This is a genomic window from Burkholderia sp. Nafp2/4-1b, from assembly GCF_003635165.1.
Taxonomy (GTDB): domain Bacteria; phylum Pseudomonadota; class Gammaproteobacteria; order Burkholderiales; family Burkholderiaceae; genus Burkholderia.
Window position 1 is genome coordinate 127,314 of the sequence record NZ_ML058610.1, and the last position, 17,031, is coordinate 144,344.

General features: G+C 68.6%; 17 protein-coding genes and 2 tRNA genes. 13 read left to right on the top strand and 6 right to left on the bottom strand.

Annotated features, from left to right (window positions below; genetic code table 11):
* Positions 1 to 41: 41 nt before the first annotated feature.
* Positions 42 to 1,241: a nicotinate phosphoribosyltransferase gene (gene pncB, locus C7H84_RS20630; protein WP_121860527.1), complete on the bottom strand. Its 1,200-nt coding sequence runs from the start codon at positions 1,239 to 1,241 to the stop codon at positions 42 to 44.
* Between the two features lie 289 nt (positions 1,242 to 1,530).
* Here pncB and fdxA point away from each other — a divergent pair, with 289 nt between their 5' ends.
* From fdxA to C7H84_RS20675, 8 genes are all read left to right on the top strand, one after another.
* Positions 1,531 to 1,854, top strand: a complete 324-nt coding sequence (gene fdxA / locus C7H84_RS20640; protein ID WP_006753067.1) for a ferredoxin FdxA — start codon at positions 1,531 to 1,533, stop codon at positions 1,852 to 1,854.
* Positions 1,855 to 1,959: 105 nt separating this feature from the next.
* Positions 1,960 to 2,035 (top strand) — tRNA-Asn (locus tag C7H84_RS20645).
* A 74-nt stretch (positions 2,036 to 2,109) separates the two neighbouring features.
* A tRNA-Asn gene (locus tag C7H84_RS20650) sits at positions 2,110 to 2,185 on the top strand.
* A 107-nt stretch (positions 2,186 to 2,292) separates the two neighbouring features.
* Positions 2,293 to 2,778, top strand: coding sequence for a CreA family protein (locus tag C7H84_RS20655; RefSeq protein WP_121860528.1), 486 nt, complete (start codon positions 2,293 to 2,295; stop codon positions 2,776 to 2,778).
* Between the two features lie 60 nt (positions 2,779 to 2,838).
* A complete protein-coding gene (locus C7H84_RS20660) occupies positions 2,839 to 3,741 on the top strand; it encodes an AraC family transcriptional regulator (protein ID WP_121860529.1) in 903 nt (300 codons plus the stop codon).
* A 128-nt stretch (positions 3,742 to 3,869) separates the two neighbouring features.
* The gene (locus C7H84_RS20665) at positions 3,870 to 4,643 is read left to right on the top strand and encodes an AzlC family ABC transporter permease (RefSeq protein WP_121860530.1); all 774 of its coding nucleotides are present in this window, start codon (positions 3,870 to 3,872) and stop codon (positions 4,641 to 4,643) included.
* Positions 4,640 to 4,978, top strand: coding sequence for an AzlD domain-containing protein (locus tag C7H84_RS20670; protein WP_011883902.1), 339 nt, complete (start codon positions 4,640 to 4,642; stop codon positions 4,976 to 4,978). Before C7H84_RS20665 ends, C7H84_RS20670 begins: the two co-directional genes overlap by 4 nt.
* 156 nt (positions 4,979 to 5,134) lie before the next feature.
* A complete protein-coding gene (locus tag C7H84_RS20675; RefSeq protein WP_121860531.1) occupies positions 5,135 to 5,908 on the top strand; it encodes a DUF4088 family protein in 774 nt (257 codons plus the stop codon).
* Between the two features lie 117 nt (positions 5,909 to 6,025).
* Here C7H84_RS20675 and C7H84_RS20680 read toward each other — a convergent pair whose 3' ends face one another.
* The gene (locus tag C7H84_RS20680; RefSeq protein WP_121860532.1) at positions 6,026 to 6,433 is read right to left on the bottom strand and encodes a hypothetical protein; all 408 of its coding nucleotides are present in this window, start codon (positions 6,431 to 6,433) and stop codon (positions 6,026 to 6,028) included.
* A gap of 279 nt (positions 6,434 to 6,712) precedes the next feature.
* Between C7H84_RS20680 and C7H84_RS20685 the strand changes: the two genes are divergently transcribed.
* The 3 genes from C7H84_RS20685 to fumC all read left to right on the top strand — a co-directional run bounded on the left by C7H84_RS20685 (position 6,713) and on the right by fumC (position 9,997).
* Positions 6,713 to 6,931 carry an RNA-binding S4 domain-containing protein gene (locus tag C7H84_RS20685; protein WP_121860533.1) on the top strand — a complete coding sequence of 73 codons (219 nt, stop codon included), beginning with the start codon at positions 6,713 to 6,715 and terminating at the stop codon, positions 6,929 to 6,931.
* A 141-nt stretch (positions 6,932 to 7,072) separates the two neighbouring features.
* A complete protein-coding gene (gene norM / locus C7H84_RS20690; RefSeq protein WP_121860534.1) occupies positions 7,073 to 8,461 on the top strand; it encodes a multidrug efflux MATE transporter NorM in 1,389 nt (462 codons plus the stop codon).
* Between the two features lie 141 nt (positions 8,462 to 8,602).
* On the top strand, positions 8,603 to 9,997 hold the full coding sequence (gene fumC / locus C7H84_RS20695) for a class II fumarate hydratase (protein ID WP_121860535.1): 1,395 nt from the start codon (positions 8,603 to 8,605) through the stop codon (positions 9,995 to 9,997).
* A 58-nt stretch (positions 9,998 to 10,055) separates the two neighbouring features.
* On the opposite strand, the gene C7H84_RS20700 is transcribed toward fumC, so the two are convergent.
* Positions 10,056 to 10,568: an acyl-CoA thioesterase gene (locus tag C7H84_RS20700; RefSeq protein ID WP_121860536.1), complete on the bottom strand. Its 513-nt coding sequence runs from the start codon at positions 10,566 to 10,568 to the stop codon at positions 10,056 to 10,058.
* A gap of 148 nt (positions 10,569 to 10,716) precedes the next feature.
* A complete protein-coding gene (locus tag C7H84_RS36495; protein ID WP_162999333.1) occupies positions 10,717 to 10,857 on the bottom strand; it encodes a hypothetical protein in 141 nt (46 codons plus the stop codon).
* 188 nt (positions 10,858 to 11,045) lie between these two features.
* Here C7H84_RS36495 and C7H84_RS20705 point away from each other — a divergent pair, with 188 nt between their 5' ends.
* Positions 11,046 to 11,756: a helix-turn-helix transcriptional regulator gene (locus tag C7H84_RS20705; protein WP_121860537.1), complete on the top strand. Its 711-nt coding sequence runs from the start codon at positions 11,046 to 11,048 to the stop codon at positions 11,754 to 11,756.
* A gap of 161 nt (positions 11,757 to 11,917) precedes the next feature.
* Positions 11,918 to 14,470 (top strand): DUF6600 domain-containing protein, encoded by a 2,553-nt coding sequence (locus C7H84_RS20710; protein ID WP_121860538.1) that lies wholly within the window; start codon positions 11,918 to 11,920, stop codon positions 14,468 to 14,470.
* 122 nt (positions 14,471 to 14,592) lie between these two features.
* On the opposite strand, the gene C7H84_RS20715 is transcribed toward C7H84_RS20710, so the two are convergent.
* Together C7H84_RS20715 and C7H84_RS20720 are read right to left on the bottom strand one after the other, a co-directional pair.
* A complete protein-coding gene (locus tag C7H84_RS20715) occupies positions 14,593 to 15,564 on the bottom strand; it encodes a thymidylate synthase (protein ID WP_121860539.1) in 972 nt (323 codons plus the stop codon).
* A gap of 41 nt (positions 15,565 to 15,605) precedes the next feature.
* Entirely contained in the window at positions 15,606 to 17,003 is a 1,398-nt protein-coding gene (locus tag C7H84_RS20720) for a sigma-54 dependent transcriptional regulator (RefSeq protein WP_121860540.1), read from the bottom strand.
* Positions 17,004 to 17,031 lie beyond the last annotated feature (28 nt).

Below are 17,031 nucleotides of genomic sequence, written 5' to 3' on the forward strand. Positions count from 1 at the left end.
GGCCGCCCTCGTCGCAACGCACCTGGCCGCATGGCCGACGCTTACTGCGACGAGTCGTCGTCCACCGGCTGCGCGATGCCGAACACCTGGCGCAGGTACGCGAGATACGCCTTGTCGTCGCACATGCTCTTGCCCGGCGAATCCGACAGCTTCGCGACCGGCTGTCCGTTGCAGCGGACCATCTTGATCACGATCTGCAGCGGCACGTAGCCGAGATCGTTCGTGAGGTTGGTGCCGACGCCGAACGCGAGCTTGCAGCGGTTGCGGAACCGTTCGTACAGCTGCATGACCTTCGGGATGTCGAGCGCGTCCGAGAACACGAGCACCTTGGTGCGCGGGTCACAGCGGTTCGCTTCGTAATGATTCAGCATGCGCTCGCCCCATTCGAACGGATCGCCCGAATCGTGGCGCGCGCCGTCGAACAGCTTGCAGAAATACATGTCGAAGTCGTTCAGGAACGCATCCATTCCGTACACGTCCGACAGCGCGATCCCGAGGTCGCCGCGATACTCCTTCGCCCACATCTCGAAACCGTAGGTCTGCGAATCGCGCAGCCGCGGGCCGAGCGCCTGGCACGCCTGCAGGTATTCGTGCGCCATCGTGCCGAGCGGCGTCAGGTCGTGCTTCATCGCATAGAACACGTTGCTCGTGCCCGCGAACTGCGCGCCGAGCCCGTCGCGCAGCGTGAGCGCGACCTCCTCGTGCCACACCTTCGAGAAGCGCCGGCGCGTGCCGTAGTCGGCGATCTTGCAGTCGGCGAACTCGGGCCGCGCGCCGAGCAGCTTGATTTTCTCGCGCAGCCGCTCGCGGCCTTCGCGATAGTCGGGCTCGCGCTGCGTGTTGCGGAAATAGACTTCGTTGACGATCGCGAGCACCGGGATCTCGAACAGGATCGTGTGCAGCCACGGCCCTTCGATCACGATGTCGATCTCGCCGTTGCCCTTCGGCGAGGGCGTGATCGAGATGTACTTCTCGTTCAGGTGGAACAGCGCGAGGAATTCGACGAAATCGCTCTTGATGAAGCGCATCCGCCGCAGGTAGTCGAGTTCGACGTCGGTGAAGCGCAGCGAGCACAGGCCGCGCACCTCGTCGCGGATCTCGTCGATGTACGGCACGAGGTCGACGCCCGGCGTGCGACACCGGAACCGGTACTCGACGTTTGCGGCAGGAAAGTGATGCAGGACGACCTGCATCATCGTGAACTTGTAGAGATCCGTGTCGAGCAGCGAAGTGATGATCATGTTTACGGCACCGCCAGTATCGTGACAGGGCCCCGGCGCACCGCGCGCCGCCCGGTCTGTCGGCCATGTTACCCGAATGCGGGCCCGACCATCGTGAAACCGCCCTGCCCGCCCCGCATTGCGCCGCTGCCGCTGCCGCGGGCGCGACATCCGCCGTCGCCCCATAAACTAATCACGAAACGATATAAGCCGGAAAGCCGACCACGCCATGCGGGTTTTGAGGTTCAGTTACAATGCCGCTTTTGGCGCAAACGCCACCCCATATATACCGCGAAGCAGGAGCGTTTTAATGACTCACGTTGTGACCGAAGGCTGCATCAAGTGCAAATACACGGATTGCGTGGATGTGTGCCCGGTGGATTGCTTCCGTGAAGGTCCCAACTTTCTCGCCATCGATCCGGACGAGTGCATCGACTGCGCCGTGTGCGTCGCCGAGTGCCCGACCAATGCGATCTATGCCGAAGAAGACGTTCCGGGCGACCAGCAGCAGTTCACCGAGCTGAACGCCGAGCTGGCGAAGAACTGGCCGTCGATCACGAAGACCAAGCCGGCACCGGCCGACGCGGACGAGTGGAAGGACGTGCAGGAAAAGCTGCACCTGCTCGAGCGCTGATCGCGCAGCGGCGCCGCATAAAATTTTTGGTGCCCCGCCGCTCAAAAGTATTGACAGGTTAGCGAACACTCCATACAATCTCGTTTCTCTGCTGTTGTTGTTTGTTCCCCGATAGCTCAGTCGGTAGAGCGCCGGACTGTTAATCCGTAGGTCCCTGGTTCGAGCCCAGGTCGGGGAGCCAAAAAACAAAAGCCCGTTGAAAGTGGACGGGTTTTTTGTTGGTTCCCGAACAAGCATGCAGATGTACCGATTTATTCCCCGATAGCTCAGTCGGTAGAGCGCCGGACTGTTAATCCGTAGGTCCCTGGTTCGAGCCCAGGTCGGGGAGCCAGACAATGAAAGGCCCGTCATTCGACGGGCCTTTTGTTTTTCCGGCGCCCATCGGTCGCCGCCGCGCATGCTAGAGTTTCTGTCCTGCATTCGCATCCGGTTCCGTCGATGAAGCACCGTCTCCTTTCCGCCGCACCGTTCGCCCTCCTCGTCTCCGCGCTGGCCGCCGCGCCGCTCGCGCACGCGGAGGAAGTCGGCAGCGTTAACACCCATTTCCGCGTGACGGGCTCCGACCGCGTGGTCGTCGAAGCGTACGACGATCCGCTCGTGACGGGCGTGACCTGCTATGTGTCGCGGGCACGCACCGGCGGGATCAAGGGCACGCTCGGCGTCGCCGAGGATCCGAGCGAAGCGTCGATCGCGTGCCGGCAGGTCGGCCCGCTCAGCTTCAAGGAGCCGCTCAAGCAGCAGACCGACGTGTTCAGCGAGCGGATGTCGTTCATCTTCAAGACGCTGCACGTGGTGCGCGTGGTCGACAAGAAGCGCAACACGCTCGTCTACCTGACCTACAGCGATCGCATCGTCAGCGGCAGCCCCAAGAACGCCGTGACCGCGGTGCCGATGCCGGCCGGTACGACGATTCCGGTCAAGTAAGCCCGCGCGGGTCGCGCACGCGAGCGATACACTGTCGATTCGCTCGCCCCGCGCCCGACCATGTCCGCCACCCGCCTTCCCGACTCCGCACGCTACTGGCGCACGCCGCTGCTGCCGGATGCGGATCTGCTCACGGCCTCCTATCGCAACCACACGTTCGCACCGCACTGGCACGACGCGTACACGATTCCCGTGATTCTCGAGGGTGCGGAGCGCTACACGTACCGCGGCACCGGCCATGTCGCCGAAACGGGCACCGTGCCGGTGATCAACCCCGGCGAAGTCCACACAGGCTCGCGCGCGACCGACGACGGCTGGTGCTATCGCGTGAGCTACGTGCCGGTCGACTACATTCGCGCACTCGCGAGCGCGATCGCCGATCGGCCGCAGGATGCGCCATGGTTCCCGTCCGACGTGATCCGCGACACCGATCTCGCCGCGCGGCTCGCGCGTGCCCACCGGATGATGGAGGCCGGCAGCGAACGCATGCCGGCCGCTCGCGCACACGAACAGCGTGCCGACGACGCCGCGGCAACCGCTGCGCCGCGCATCTACGAACCGCTCGCCGCCGAAACGGCGATGCTCGACGCGCTGTCGACGCTGATCGCGCGCCATGCCGACGCACGGCTGCAACCGGCCGTGCTCGCGGCCGACGAACCGCGCGTCGAAGCGATGCGCGAGCGGCTCGCCGCCGATCTCACGTGCACGGTCACGCTCGACGATATCGCACAGGCGGCCGGCCTGTCGCCGTTTCACGCCGCGCGCCTGTTCACCCGCACGACCGGCATGCCGCCGCATGCATGGCGCAACCAGCTGCGGCTGCAACGCGCGCTGGCGCCGTTGCGCGCGGGCGCGACGATCGCCGATGTCGCGGCGGCTAGCGGCTTCGTCGACCAGAGCCACTTCACGCGACATTTCAAACGGATGTTCGGCGTGCCGCCCGGGCGCTGGCAGGCACGCTGACGCGCACGTCCCGCCGTCGCCGGGGATTCGGCCACACGGCGACCGGCACGCACCTTGCGCCGCCGGCACCCGCGGGCGGCGCAAGAACATACAAGCCGTCGCGGCAGCCGCCCGCTATCCTCCATTTCATGGAGAAGCGCCCCTTGAATCCGACACCCGCATCCTCGCCCCAGCCCCGCCGCCCGCTCAACGAATGGCTCGACGGCGCACGCGACACGATCCCGATGATGATCGGCGCCGCGCCGTTCGGCGTGATCTTCGGCACGCTCGTCACCGGAGGCCCGCTCGCCGCCTGGCACGGCGCGCTGATGTCGCTCGCGGTATTCGCGGGCTCGGCGCAGTTCATCGCAGTCGGCCTGATCGCCGGCAGCGCGAGCTTCGTCGTCGTGCTCGCGACGACGCTGATCGTGAACCTGCGCCACCTGCTGTACAGCGCGACGCTCGCACCGTACGTCGCGCATCTGCCGCTGCGCTGGCGTGCGACGCTCGGCGCGCTGATGACCGACGAGGTGTTCGCGGTCGCGTACGCGCACTACCGGCATTTCCCGCCCGGCGCGATCGGCCCTCACTACTTCTTCGGCTCGGGTCTCGCGATGTACCTGAACTGGCAGGTCTGGACGCTCGTGGGCATCGGCTTCGGCGCGGCCTTCCCGGGCCTCCAGTCGCTCGGCCTCGATTTCGCGATGGCGGCGACCTTCATCGCGATCGTCGTCCCGCAGCTCCGCACGCTGCGCTATTTCGCGGCTGCCGCAACGGCCGGCACGCTCGCGTACTTCTGGCAGGGCTGGCCGTACAAGCTCGGGCTGCTGGGTGCCGTCGCCGCCGGCGTCGTGGTCGGCGTCGCGCTCACGCTGCGGCACGAGCGCTCGCGCACCGGTTCGCGTACGGAGACCGCATCGTGAGCTACGCACTGCTGATCCTCGGAATGGCCGCGATCACCTACGCGATCCGCACGACGCTGTTCCTGTTCGGCGAACGGCTGACGTTCCCGCCGCTCGTGCGCACCGCGCTCGGCTTCGTGCCCGTCACCGTGCTGACCGCGATCATCGTGCCGATGACCGTCGCGCCGCACGGCGGCACGGCCGAGCTGACCTGGCGCAATCCGCAGCTGGTCGGCGCGCTCGCCGCCGTGCTCGTGTCGGCGACGACACGCCGGCCGCTCGTGACGATCGCGGTCGGGCTCGCGGTGTTCTTCTTCTGGCAAGGGGTCGTGATCCCGCACTGGCTGCCGGCCTGAGCGGACGGACGGCCCCCGCTCAAGTTTTCGTCCGAAGCGCCGATATTGGAGTGAAGACCCGCCATAGGCTCGGCGCGAACCGGTCCGTCGACGCTGCGCCCGCACCGGTGCGCGGTATCGGCCGCCGGCCAGCGCGGGCCGCCATCGAGACGACCCATGGGCCAGATCACCCTATCCCTCAAGGACGACACGCTTGCGTCCCTGCGCAAGGACTACGACGCGTTCGTGCGCGTATCGCTGAAACTCGACCCGCAGTTCGCGACGCCGTCGTTCGAGGATTTCCTGCGCGCCAAGCTGCTCGACAACATGGTGCCGCTGACCGAGCATGCCGTGCAGCGCATGCTCGAAGGCGGCCAGTACGCATGGGCGAAGCGCACACTCGACAAGGAATTTCCGGACGTCGTCGCGATCCTGATGCGGCAGGCCGGCGAATTCGGCTTCGGCTTCGCGTCGCGCTCCGAATGGACGCCCGACGAACTCGTGAAGGCGTGCCGCGACTGGGCCAAGGCGATCGTCGCCGAAGCGCAGGGCGACCCGGCCCTCGTCGATCCGCTGGCCGCGCAGATCAAGAGCGCGGTACACGACATCCAGGCACTCGAGGAGATGATGCAGACGCCCGCGTGGCGGCTGGCGGAATCGCTGCGCCAGCGCATCTACGAGGCGAAGCTCGCATGCGAGATGAGCGTCGGCAGCGCCGCGCGCGACAAGCTCGGCGAGCTGCGCGGCCTGCTGCGGCTCGGGCTCGCGCACGGTTCGTTCCAGAAACAGGAAGCGCAGCAGATCATGGAATACCTGCGGCTGCTGAAGCCCGAGATCTTCGTCGAGGAGCCGTACGACGTGTTCGCGCGGCTCGCCGCATGGCTGCGCAGCGTGTTCGCACCGGTCACGCGGCCCGCGCCGGCGCCAGGGACGGAACAGCGCCGGCCGTGACGGCTCGCTGTCACGTATGAAGAACGGCCCGGTTCGCTTGACGCGAACCGGGCCGTCGTTCGATCGTCGTCGCGACGCGCCGTCCGGGGCGAACGTCGCGCGACGATCGGGCACCGCTTACTGCGTGGCGCCCGATGCGGACGCACCGCCCTGCACGCCGGTCGACGCACTGCCTTCGACCGCTTCGTCGCCCACCTTCGACTTCGGCTTTGCCGAGGCGTGATGCTTGGCCGACTTCATCGCATGCTTCGTGTGCTTCTTGGTCGAGTTGACCGACGACGCCGCCGTATCGGCCGCGCCGTCGGCTGCCGTGCCGACCGCATCGGTCGCACCGCCAACCGTATTGCCCGACGCGTTCGCGCCGGCGCTGCCCTGCATACCCGCGCCTGCCCCGGCCGCCGGCGTCTGCGTCTGCACGCCGGCGCCCGCGGTACCCTGCGTCGCGGCGCCGGTCTGCGCAAAGGCGGCCGAAGTGGCGAACGCCGTCAGCGCGGCACCGATCAGCATCGTACGAATCTTGGACATGAGTATCCTCCTCGAGAAGTTGTGGGCGCGGACCGCCTCGATGCGATCCGTCGCGTCCCCACCGCAACACGCGGCAGGTACGAGAAAAGACCCGCGGCCGGCCCGGCCGGTTCTCGAATCTCTCAGACTGTTACCCACCGTTTCATTTGCTGACGAATCGCTCACAGACCTTAACAACTGCGCGCTGCGAACCCGCCGGCGCCGCGGCGCTCGCGTGCCGGCGCGCGGTGCCGTATGATGCGGGGCGATTCCTCCCGCGCGCCGCGCACCTCTCTCGCCATGCCCAATCTGGATTTCACGCTGACCGGCGAATACGTCGAGCTGCACAACCTTCTCAAGATCACCGGCCTCGCGGACAGCGGCGGCACCGCGAAGATGTTCGTCGCGTCCGGCGCGGTGAAAGTCGACGGCGTGGTCGAGCTGCGCAAGACCTGCAAGATCCGCGCGGGCCAGGTCGTGCTGTTCGGCGATACGCGAATCGCGGTTCACGAAGCGTAGCCGACGCACGTAGCGTTCCCCCTGACCTCGACATGGCCATCGGCGCGCGCGTTCGACACCGTTCGAATAAAGCCGTAAGCTAGCCGTCTCTCAAAATAAATACAGACAGCGCGGGCCCGCACCCGCGCGAGCGCTCATTCCATGTCGCATTCCGGTCTTACGCGGACGGTCGCCGCGCCGCCGTCCCTGTCCAGTCATGCCGCCGATACCGCGCGCCTCGCCGCGCCGCTCGCGATCGCGCAGCTCTCGCAGATGGCGATGAGCGTCACCGATACCGTGCTGCTCGGCTCGCTCGGCCCCGATTCGCTCGCGGCGGGCGGCCTCGGCGCGAACTTCTTCTTCGTCATCGTGACCGTGCTGCAGGGCGTGCTGTCGTCGGTCAGCGTGAGCGTCGCGCATGCGCGCGGCGCGCAGGCGGAACACCGCGTGCCGCACATCTACTGGACCGGCTTCGTGCTGTCCGTGCTGCTGGCGATTCCGGCGATCGTCGCGCTGTCGCTGTCCGAACCGATCCTGCTGATGTTCCACGAGCCGCCGACGCTCGCGCAGCACGTCGGCGAATACACCGGCATCCTGCGCTTCGCGGCGCTGGGCAGCCTGATCGGCGTCGGGCTGATGCGCGCGTTCCTGCCCGCGATCGGCGCGGCGCGCCGGCTGCTGTGGGTGTCGATCGGCGGCGTCGGCGTCAACGCCGTGCTGAACTACGGGCTGATCCACGGCGCCTTCGGCTTGCCGCGGCTCGGCTTCCTCGGCTCGGCGGTCGCGACGACCATCACGATCTGGCTCACCGCGCTCGCGCTGATCTGGCTGCTGCACGGCCGCCAGCGGTTTCGCCATTTCGTGATCGCCGCGCGCCCGAAACTGCCCATGATGGGCGAGCTGATCGGCATCGGCTGGCCGGTTGCGATCACGTACGGGGTCGAATCGACACTCTTTCTCGCGACGGGCCTGACCGTCGGCGTGCTCGGCGCGACGTCGCTCGCCGCGCACCAGATCGCGCTGAACGTCGCGTCGGTGGCGTTCATGGTGCCGCTCGCGATCGGCCAGGCCGCCAACGTGCGGGTCGGGTACTGGGTCGGCGCCGGCCAGCCGGTCGCCGCGCGCCATGCGGGCTTCGTCGCGCTCGGCCTCGGCATCGCGTTCATGTCGCTGTCGGGGCTGGTGCTGATCGTCGCGCCGCATGCGATCGTCGGCCTGTACCTGCACCTCGACGATCCGGCCAATGCGCCGACCGTATCGCTCGCCGCATCGCTGCTCGGCATCGCCGCGGTGTTCCAGATCGTGGACGGGATGCAGACGGTCGGCTCGGGCGCGCTGCGCGGGCTGCGCGACACGCGAATCCCGATGCTCGCCGCGACCCTCGGCTACTGGGGCATCGGTTTCCCGACCGGCTACTGGCTGGCGTTCCACGCCGGCCTCGGCGCGCGCGGCCTGTGGTGGGGGCTCGCGGCCGGCCTCGCCAGCGTCGCCGTGCTGATGGCCTGCCGCTTTCACACGAAGACCGCGTCGCTGATCGCAGCAACGCGCTGAGCGCGACACGACGCGAAATCGCGGCCGGCGCTATGCTTGTCGGCTGAACACCCAAGACGCCGCGCCAGCGGCGCGACTGCCTCACGATACGCCAGACGCCGCGCGACGCGCGGCCTTTCCCCTTCCCAAGAGGAGTGCATCATGAACGAAGCAGTTCGGATGGAACGCGACACGTTCGGCGAGATCGCCGTGCCGGCTGATCGGCTCTGGGGCGCGCAGACCGAGCGCTCGCTGCAGAATTTCCGGATCTCGACGGAGAAGCAGTCGCCCGAGCTGATCCACGCGCTCGCGATCGTCAAGCGCGCCGCGGCCGCCGTGAACCAGTCGCTCGGCGTGCTGGCCGACGACAAGGCGCACGCGATCATCGACGCAGCCGACGAGATCATCGCCGGCAAGCATCCGCGCGAATTCCCGCTCGCCGTGTGGCAGACGGGCTCCGGCACGCAGACCAACATGAACCTCAACGAGGTGATCGCGAACCGCGCGAGCGAGCTGCTCGGCGGCGAGCGCGGCGAAGCGCGCAAGGTCCACCCGAACGACGACGTGAACCGCGGCCAGTCGTCGAACGACGTGTTCCCGACCGCGATGCACGTCGCGGCCGCGTACGCGATCGTCAATCACCTGCTGCCCGCGCTGCGCACGCTGCGCACGACGCTCGACGCGAAGTCGAAGGCGTTCGCCGACATCGTGAAGATCGGCCGCACGCACCTGCAGGACGCGACGCCGCTCACGCTCGGCCAGGAGTTTTCCGGCTATGTCGCGCAACTCGACCAGTGCGTGCGGCATGTCGAATCGACGCTGCCGCACCTGTACGAGCTCGCGCTCGGCGGCACCGCGGTCGGCACCGGGCTGAACGCGCATCCCGAATTCGCGGTGCGCGTCGCGGACGAGATCGGCCGGCTGACGAAGCTGCCGTTCGTAACCGCACCGAGCAAGTTCGAGGTGATGGCCGCCGCCGACGCGCTGGTGTTCGCGCACGGCGCGCTGAAGACGGTCGCGGCGAGCCTGATGAAGATCGCGAACGACGTGCGCTGGCTCGCGAGCGGGCCGCGCTGCGGGCTCGGCGAACTGTCGATTCCGGAAAACGAGCCGGGCAGCTCGATCATGCCGGGCAAGGTGAACCCGACGCAGTCGGAAGCCGTGACGATGCTGTGCTGCCAGGTGTTCGGCAACGACGTCGCGGTGAACGTCGGCGGCGCGAGCGGCAACTTCGAGCTGAACGTGTTCCGGCCGATGATCGCGCACAACGTGCTGCAGTCGGTGCGGCTGCTCGCCGACGGCGCGCAGAGCTTCAACGACCACTGCGCGGTGGGCATCGAGCCGAACCGCGCGCGCATCGACCTGCTGCTGAACGAATCGCTGATGCTGGTGACGGCGCTCAATCCGCACATCGGCTACGACAAGGCCGCGCAGATCGCGAAGAAGGCGCACAAGGAAGGCACGACGCTGAAGGCCGCCGCGCTCGCGCTCGGCTATCTGACCGACGCGGAATTCGATGCGTGGGTGCGGCCCGAACAGATGATCGGGTCGCGCTGATACGCAGGGATCACGCGATGGCGCGACGGGCGCGGCGGAAACGCTGCGCCCGTTGTCGTCAGACGGTGCCCTTCGCCACTTCGTCGGGCTTCATCTCGATGATCTTGTCGAGCGCGGCGCGCACGTCCGCCGCATATTTCGCGAGCACCTTCTGTTCGTCGGTCTCGGGCACGAACGGCGGCACCGGCACCGGGTTGCCGTTCTCGTCCACCGCGACGAACACGACGAGGCAGTCGGTCGTCTGACGCAGCACGCCGCCCTTCGGATCGCCGGCGTGCACGGACACGTGGATGTGCATGCTGGTGCGGCCCGTCGCGACCACACGCGCCTTCAGTTCGACCAGGTTGCCGACGAGGATCGGACGCTGGAACCGGATGTTGCCGACGCTGACCGTCACGCAATAGCGGCTCGACCAGACTGCCGCGCACGCATACGCGACCTCGTCGATCCACTTCATCAGCGCGCCGCCATGCACCTTGCCACCGAAGTTCACGGACGACGGCTCGGCGAGGAAGCGGAATACGGTTTCGGTGCGGTCGAGGGCGGCCGGTACGGGGGTCGGTTGGGACATCTCGGTAACTCCAGGCGGCGGGGGCGCGGTTATCGGCGCATTATACGTTGCACTGCGGCAATACGTCGCGGCCGCCGCGGGGCGGCCACGACCATGGCTCATCGCGCGCCGAACCGGCATCGGCGTCGGCGCCGGCCTGCTGCGGCCATCAGCGGCGTACCGTGATGCCCTGATCGATCGTCCCGTACATCTCGAGGCTGCCGCCCCGCTCGCCGGCGGCGCCCGCGCCGCCCTGCGCACAGGCCGCGCAGAGGAGCGCGACCGCCAACAGGCAGAAAATCGTCTTCATCGTTGCATCGTGTCGCATTCGGCGGCCCACTGCCGCCTCGTCGGGCCATTCTACGCGCGCCCTGCCAGCGGCCGCGCCTCATGCGGAGGCCCGGCCCGCCGCATCCGACATTTCATCCGAACGCGAAACATCGAATGTGCGCAGCGCCTACACTGCAGTCATTCCGCCTGATCTGACGAGACACGACGATGACCGATCAAGACGACCACCACTTTCCGGGCCTGAGCCGCATGGGCGCGCTGATCGGCGATCCGGGGCGCGCCGCGATGCTGTGGGTGCTGATGGACGGCAGCGCGCGGCCGGCCGGCGAACTGACGATGATCGCGGGGCTGTCGCCGTCCGCGGCGAGCGCGCACCTCGCGCGCCTGACCGAAGGCGGCCTCCTCGCGCTCGACGTGCGCGGCCGGCACCGCTACTACCGGCTTGCATCGGCCGACATCGCGGCGTCGCTCGAGGCGCTCGCGAACGTCGCGCGCGCGGCCGCGCCGAACCGGCCGGTGCCGCCGCCGTCGCGCACGGTGCCGGCCGAGCTGCGCTACGCGCGCACCTGCTACGACCACATGGCCGGTGAGCTTGCGGTCCGCATCTTCGACGGGCTTACCGCGCGCGGCTGGCTGCATGCAGACGACGGCGACGCGATCGAGACCACCGAACTCGGCGCGCAGGCGCTCGCGCGCTGGGGCATCGACGTCGCGCAGCAGCGCACGCGGCGGCGCCGCTTCGCGTGCGGCTGCCTCGACTGGAGCGAGCGGCGCGCGCATCTCGGCGGCGCGCTCGGCGCGGCGCTGCTCGACAGCTTCTGCACACACGGCTGGATCGAACGCACGGCGCGACCGCGCGTGCTGCGCGTCACCGTGCCCGGACAGCAGGTTTTCGACGACTGGCTTACGTCCGCTTGACGCGCGCATTGCGGCCGCACGACACCCCCCGCAATGGACAGGTTTTGTTACACCGCGTGCTAATCGACTTACAAAACACCGAGCACTGAAACAGGCCGAGCGGATATTGTGAACCGGACGGCACGAATCGACGCGCCGCGATAACGACGAAGACGCTCAACATGGCCTCCCTGTTCACGCTCAAGCGCACCGCCCGCTGCACGCTGCTCGCGTTCGCCGCGCTGGCAATCCTGCCCTCCGCATTCGCGCAAGCGACACAGGGCGCGCCGTATGCGGCCCCCGCCCGACAGTCGGGCGGCGACCCGCCGGCTCGCGTCGCGCGGCTCAACTACATGTCGGGTGCCGTGACGACGGAGCCCGCCGGCACCGATACGTGGTCCTACGCCGCCGTGAACCGGCCGCTGACGACCGGCGATCAGCTGTGGAACGATGCCGGTGCGCGCTCCGAGCTGCATATCGGCTCGACCGCGGTGCGACTCGGCGAATCGACGAGCCTGTCGGTCCTGAACCTCGACGACACGACGACGCAGCTGAAGGTCGGCCTCGGCACCGTATCGACGCACGTGCGCGCGCTGCCACCCGGCGGATCGTACGAAATCGACACGCCGAATCTCGCGCTCGGCATCACGGGCCCCGGCGACTATCGCGTCGACGTCGCGCCGGACGGCGCGAGCACGTCGGTCACCGTGCGCAGCGGCAACGCGACCGTGTACGGCAGCAACGGGCAGTATCCGCTGTCGCCAGGGCAGCAGGTCGTGTTCACCGGCACCGACCTGCAGGTCGCGCAGCAAGCGGCGGCGCCTGCGCCCGATCCGCTCGATCAGTGGGCGGCGAACCGCGACGCAGCCGAGCAGCGCTCGGTATCGGCGCGTTACGTGTCGCGCGACATGCCGGGCTACCAGGATCTCGACGCGAACGGCACGTGGCGCGAAACGCCGAATTACGGCGCGGTCTGGGTGCCGAACGACACGCCGGCCGACTGGGCGCCGTATCACGACGGCCACTGGATCTGGCAGGCGCCGTGGGGCTGGACCTGGGTCGATGATGCGCCGTGGGGCTTCGCGCCGTATCACTACGGCCGCTGGGCTTATGTCGACGACAGCTGGGCGTGGGTGCCCGGCCCGGTTGTCGTGAGCCAGCCGCCCGTCTATGCACCGGCGCTCGTCGCGTTCGTGGGCGGCGGCGGCGGTCCCGACTGGAGCGTCGCGCTGACGGTCGGCGGCGTCGCCGCGGCCGGCTGCGCATGGTTCGCGCTCGGCCCGGGCGAACCGTGGCATCCCGGCTGGGGCGGCTGGAGCCCGCATTACTACGATCGCGTGAACCGCAACATCGTGGTGAACAACGTCACGGTGAACAAGACCGTGAACGTGACGAACATCACCAACATCACCAACATCAACAAGACCTACGTGAACTTCCGCGCGCCGCACGCGATCACGGCCGTGCCGGCGTCCGCCTTCGTGCACGGCCAGCCGGTCGCGCGCTTCGCGCAGCACGTCGATCCGCGGCAATGGCGCAACGCGCACGTGACGCCGGGTACGCCCGGTATTGCACCGGTGCGCCAGAGCTTTACCGGCAGCCTGCGCACGGCCAGCTACCGGCCGCCGGCGGCGATCGGCCAGCATCCGTTCGTCGCGACCCGCAATCCGGCCGTGCCGGCCGCGTATCGCGATCAGGCGGCCGCCCATCTCGCCCGCCAGGGCGAACACGTGCCGGGCGCGGGTGCGCCAGTTGTCCGGACCAGCGTGCCGGCCGACTATCAGGCTCGCCCGGTCCGCGTGCCGGGCAATCCGAAAGCCGGCGCGTGGGCGATGCGCAACGTGCAGCTCGTGAATCCGCACGGCCCCGTGGTGCAGCCGGCGCACGCGCCGCGCGAAGGCCAGCCGGCACCGGCACAGCTACAGGCACAGGCACCGCGGCCCGGTGCGCCGATTCCGGGCGTGCCGAACGGCGCGCGGCCGCTGAACGGCGAAGCGCCGAATGCGCCGCGCTTCGCCAACGGTGCCGCGCCACAAGCGCCGGGCGACCCGGTACCGCATCAGGCAATGGGCTCCGGCAATGGCGTTCCGCACCCGCCGACCGCCGGCAACGAGCCGGCCGGACGCGACACGCCCCATGCGGCCGCGACGCCCGCCCCCGTGTGGATGCAGCCGCATACGCCGATGGAACGTCAGCGCCCGACGCCTCCGACTGCACTGCACGCCGCGGGTCAGAATGCATTGCCGCCCGTGCGCGGCGCCGCCCCGGCCCCGCATCCGGAAGCCTCGCCTGGCGCGCAACCGGCTGGCGTGCCGCACGACACACCGCGCGCATTGCCGCAGCCTCGCGTCGACACGGTCGCGCAGATTCCGCAGCCCCATCCGCGCCCCGATTTCGCGGCGCCGGCCCAGCATGCTCAGCCGCGGCCGGAGCGGGCGGCGCCGGCGCCGCAACCGCACGCTGAAGTCGCCCAGCCCGCCCCGCGCCGCGAAGTCGCGCCGCCTCGTGCGAACGAATATCGGCCGCCTGCGGTGCACGACATGCCGCGGCCGCAGCCTCAGCCGCAGGCCCCGCGCATGGAGCCGCGGCCGGCGATGCCCGCGCCGCATGTGGAGCCGCGCCCGGCGATGCCCGCACCGCACATGGAGCCGCGGCCGCAACCGGCGCCGCACGTCGAGGCGCCGCACCCGGGCAATCCGCCGCCCGGCGGCCATGAAGAGCGGCGCCGTCAGTAACCCCGCCGTCAGTAACCCGATAACCGTCGCCCCAAGAAACGACACGGCCCGACCGGCAAGCGCCGATCGGGCCTTCTTCATGTTCGTTGCGCCGGGCGCGGGTCACGCCCGCCGCGGCAGCGTCAGACCGCCATCGGCGCGGTCAGCGGCTCATGATGCCGGTACCCGACGAGCGAGAAATCGGACGGCTCGATCTGCTCGAGCCATTCGGGCGCATACACGCCCGTCTTCGCGTACTCGGGCACGCGCTCGGCGATCTCGAGCCGCGGGCTCTCGTACGGCTCGCGCGTGAGCTGCTGCTGCAGCATGTCGAGCTGGTTCTCGTAGATGTGCGCGTCGCCGATGAAATAGGTGAACCAGCGCGGCGTATAGCCCGTCAGCCGGCCGACCAGCGCCAGCAGCGCGGCGCCTTCCGTCAGGTTGAACGGCGTACCGAGCCCGACATCGTTGCTCCGGATGTACAGGCACAGCGAAATCTCGCGCTTCGTGACGTTCGGCAGGAACTGGTACAGCAGGTGGCACGCCGGCAGCGCGATCTGGTCGAGCACGGCCGGGTTCCATGCATGAAACAGGATGCGACGGTCGGCCGGGTTCTCCATGATCGTGTCGAGACACTGGCGCAGCTGATCGATCGCCTTGTACAGCAGCACCTTCGGCGCGCCGTCCTCGTCGAAGCGCGTGACGATCCGGAAGCCGCGGCGCGTCGCGTCGGCGATCTGCGCGTCGGCGCCCGCGTCGAGCACCTTGTAGCCGGGCCACTGGCGCCATTGCACGCCGTACACGTCGCCCAGGTCGTCGACGCCCTGGCGATACGGGTTCGCGAGCCACTGCGCATTGTCGTTCGCGTTCGCATCCCATACCTTGCAGCCGAGCGCGCGGAAATCGGCCGCGCTGCGCGACGCGCGCAGGAAACCGACCAGTTCGCCGATCGCGGACTTGAACGCGAGCTTCTTGGTCGTCACGGCCGGGAAGCCTTGCTGCAGGTCGAACCGCAGCATCGCGCCGGGCATGCTGATGGTGCGGATGCCCGTGCGGTTCTCCTGCCAGGTGCCGGTGTCGAGGATGGTGCGAACGAGGTCGAGATACTGTTTCATGCGGGTTCCTTCGGCCGCGAGGGCGGCCGTCACCCGCGATTTTAGCAAGCGTGATGCGGAACCTCCGGCAACGGCGCCGAAAACCCTGCCAGCGTGTCGCCGCGATCGCGCATGCCGTGCGCGCACATCAGCCGGTACAGCGTGACGCGCGACACGCCGAGTTCGCGCGCCGCGTCGGCAAAGCGGCCGCGGTGCCGCAGCAGCGCCTGCTCGATCGCCTGCCGTTCGGCCGCTTCCCGCGCCTCGGTCAGCGATACGGGGGCCAGGATCGCGAAGTCGTTGAGCTCGAGATCGGCCGCCGTAATCATCCGGCCCTCGGACATCACGATCGCCCGCCGCACGCGATTGATCAGCTCGCGCACGTTGCCCGGCCACGAATAGCCGTACAGCGCGGCGATCGCATCCGGCGAGAAGCCGCGCAGGCGGCGATGCGCGTCGCCCTTGAAACGCTCGAGCATGTGGCGCGCGAGCAGCTCGATGTCCTTGCCGCGCGCGCGCAGCGGCGGCTCCTCGATCTTCAGCACGCACAGCCGATGGAACAGGTCCTCGCGGAACCGCCCTTCGCGCAGTGCCACTTCCATGTCCACGTGCGTCGCGCAGATCACGCGGACGTCGACCGGCACCGATACGTGTGCGCCGAGCCGCTCGATCTTGCCTTCCTGCAGGAACCGCAGGAGGCTTGCCTGGCTTTCGAGCGGCAGATCGCCGATTTCGTCGAGAAACAGCGTGCCGCTGTTTGCCGCCTCGACGCGCCCGATCTTGCGCTGGTTCGCGCCGGTAAACGCGCCGCGCTCATAGCCGAACAATTCGGCCTGCAACAGCGTCGACGGAATCGCGCCGCAGTTGATCGCGACGAACGGCGCATGCGCGCGCGCCGAACGCTCGTGAATCGCGACGGCCGTCAGTTCCTTGCCGGTGCCCGATTCGCCCGAGATGAACACCGGCGCATCGGTCGTGGCCACACGCCGGATCGTCTTGAAGAGTCCGAGCATCGCGTCGCACGTGCCCACCATCTCGCCTTCGGCACGGCCGGCGCCGACGGGCGACGCCACCGGGTCGGTCAGCGCGACCATGCCATGCGCATGGCCGACCGTCTCGACGATGCGCGCCGTCTCGTACGGCATCGTCACGTAGTCGAAGCAATAGTCGCGAATGAGGTGGCGCAGCGTGGCGTCCTGCAACTGCCCACGCCGGGTCGCCGCGATCCAGCCGATGTGCTGGATGGTCAGACACGTTTCGAGTTCGCGCAGATCCCCGGGCCGGAAACCCGGCGAGAAATCGAGCAGGCCGGCCGTCGCCACCCCGTGCTGCACGACACGCCGCACGTCGCGTGCGCTTTCCGCAAGATCGACGCGCCACCCGCACTCGTCGAAATGCCCGCGCAACGCGTCGTTCGGCTCGCGCGAGAAATAGATCACATGCCGCTGCTCGGCTCCCATATGCTCACCCCGTTCATCAACCGTCTAA

Coding starts and splice junctions, on each gene's coding strand:
- C7H84_RS36495 (WP_162999333.1), bottom strand. CDS start 10,857: ATGAAGACGATTTTCTGCCTGTTGGCGGTCGCGCTCCTCTGCGCGGCC.
- fumC (WP_121860535.1), top strand. CDS start 8,603: ATGAACGAAGCAGTTCGGATGGAACGCGACACGTTCGGCGAGATCGCC.
- C7H84_RS20655 (WP_121860528.1), top strand. CDS start 2,293: ATGAAGCACCGTCTCCTTTCCGCCGCACCGTTCGCCCTCCTCGTCTCC.
- C7H84_RS20705 (WP_121860537.1), top strand. CDS start 11,046: ATGACCGATCAAGACGACCACCACTTTCCGGGCCTGAGCCGCATGGGC.
- C7H84_RS20675 (WP_121860531.1), top strand. CDS start 5,135: ATGGGCCAGATCACCCTATCCCTCAAGGACGACACGCTTGCGTCCCTG.
- C7H84_RS20710 (WP_121860538.1), top strand. CDS start 11,918: ATGGCCTCCCTGTTCACGCTCAAGCGCACCGCCCGCTGCACGCTGCTC.
- C7H84_RS20660 (WP_121860529.1), top strand. CDS start 2,839: ATGTCCGCCACCCGCCTTCCCGACTCCGCACGCTACTGGCGCACGCCG.
- fdxA (WP_006753067.1), top strand. CDS start 1,531: ATGACTCACGTTGTGACCGAAGGCTGCATCAAGTGCAAATACACGGAT.
- pncB (WP_121860527.1), bottom strand. CDS start 1,241: ATGATCATCACTTCGCTGCTCGACACGGATCTCTACAAGTTCACGATG.
- C7H84_RS20665 (WP_121860530.1), top strand. CDS start 3,870: ATGGAGAAGCGCCCCTTGAATCCGACACCCGCATCCTCGCCCCAGCCC.
- C7H84_RS20715 (WP_121860539.1), bottom strand. CDS start 15,564: ATGAAACAGTATCTCGACCTCGTTCGCACCATCCTCGACACCGGCACC.
- C7H84_RS20700 (WP_121860536.1), bottom strand. CDS start 10,568: ATGTCCCAACCGACCCCCGTACCGGCCGCCCTCGACCGCACCGAAACC.
- C7H84_RS20720 (WP_121860540.1), bottom strand. CDS start 17,003: ATGGGAGCCGAGCAGCGGCATGTGATCTATTTCTCGCGCGAGCCGAAC.
- C7H84_RS20680 (WP_121860532.1), bottom strand. CDS start 6,433: ATGTCCAAGATTCGTACGATGCTGATCGGTGCCGCGCTGACGGCGTTC.
- C7H84_RS20685 (WP_121860533.1), top strand. CDS start 6,713: ATGCCCAATCTGGATTTCACGCTGACCGGCGAATACGTCGAGCTGCAC.
- norM (WP_121860534.1), top strand. CDS start 7,073: ATGTCGCATTCCGGTCTTACGCGGACGGTCGCCGCGCCGCCGTCCCTG.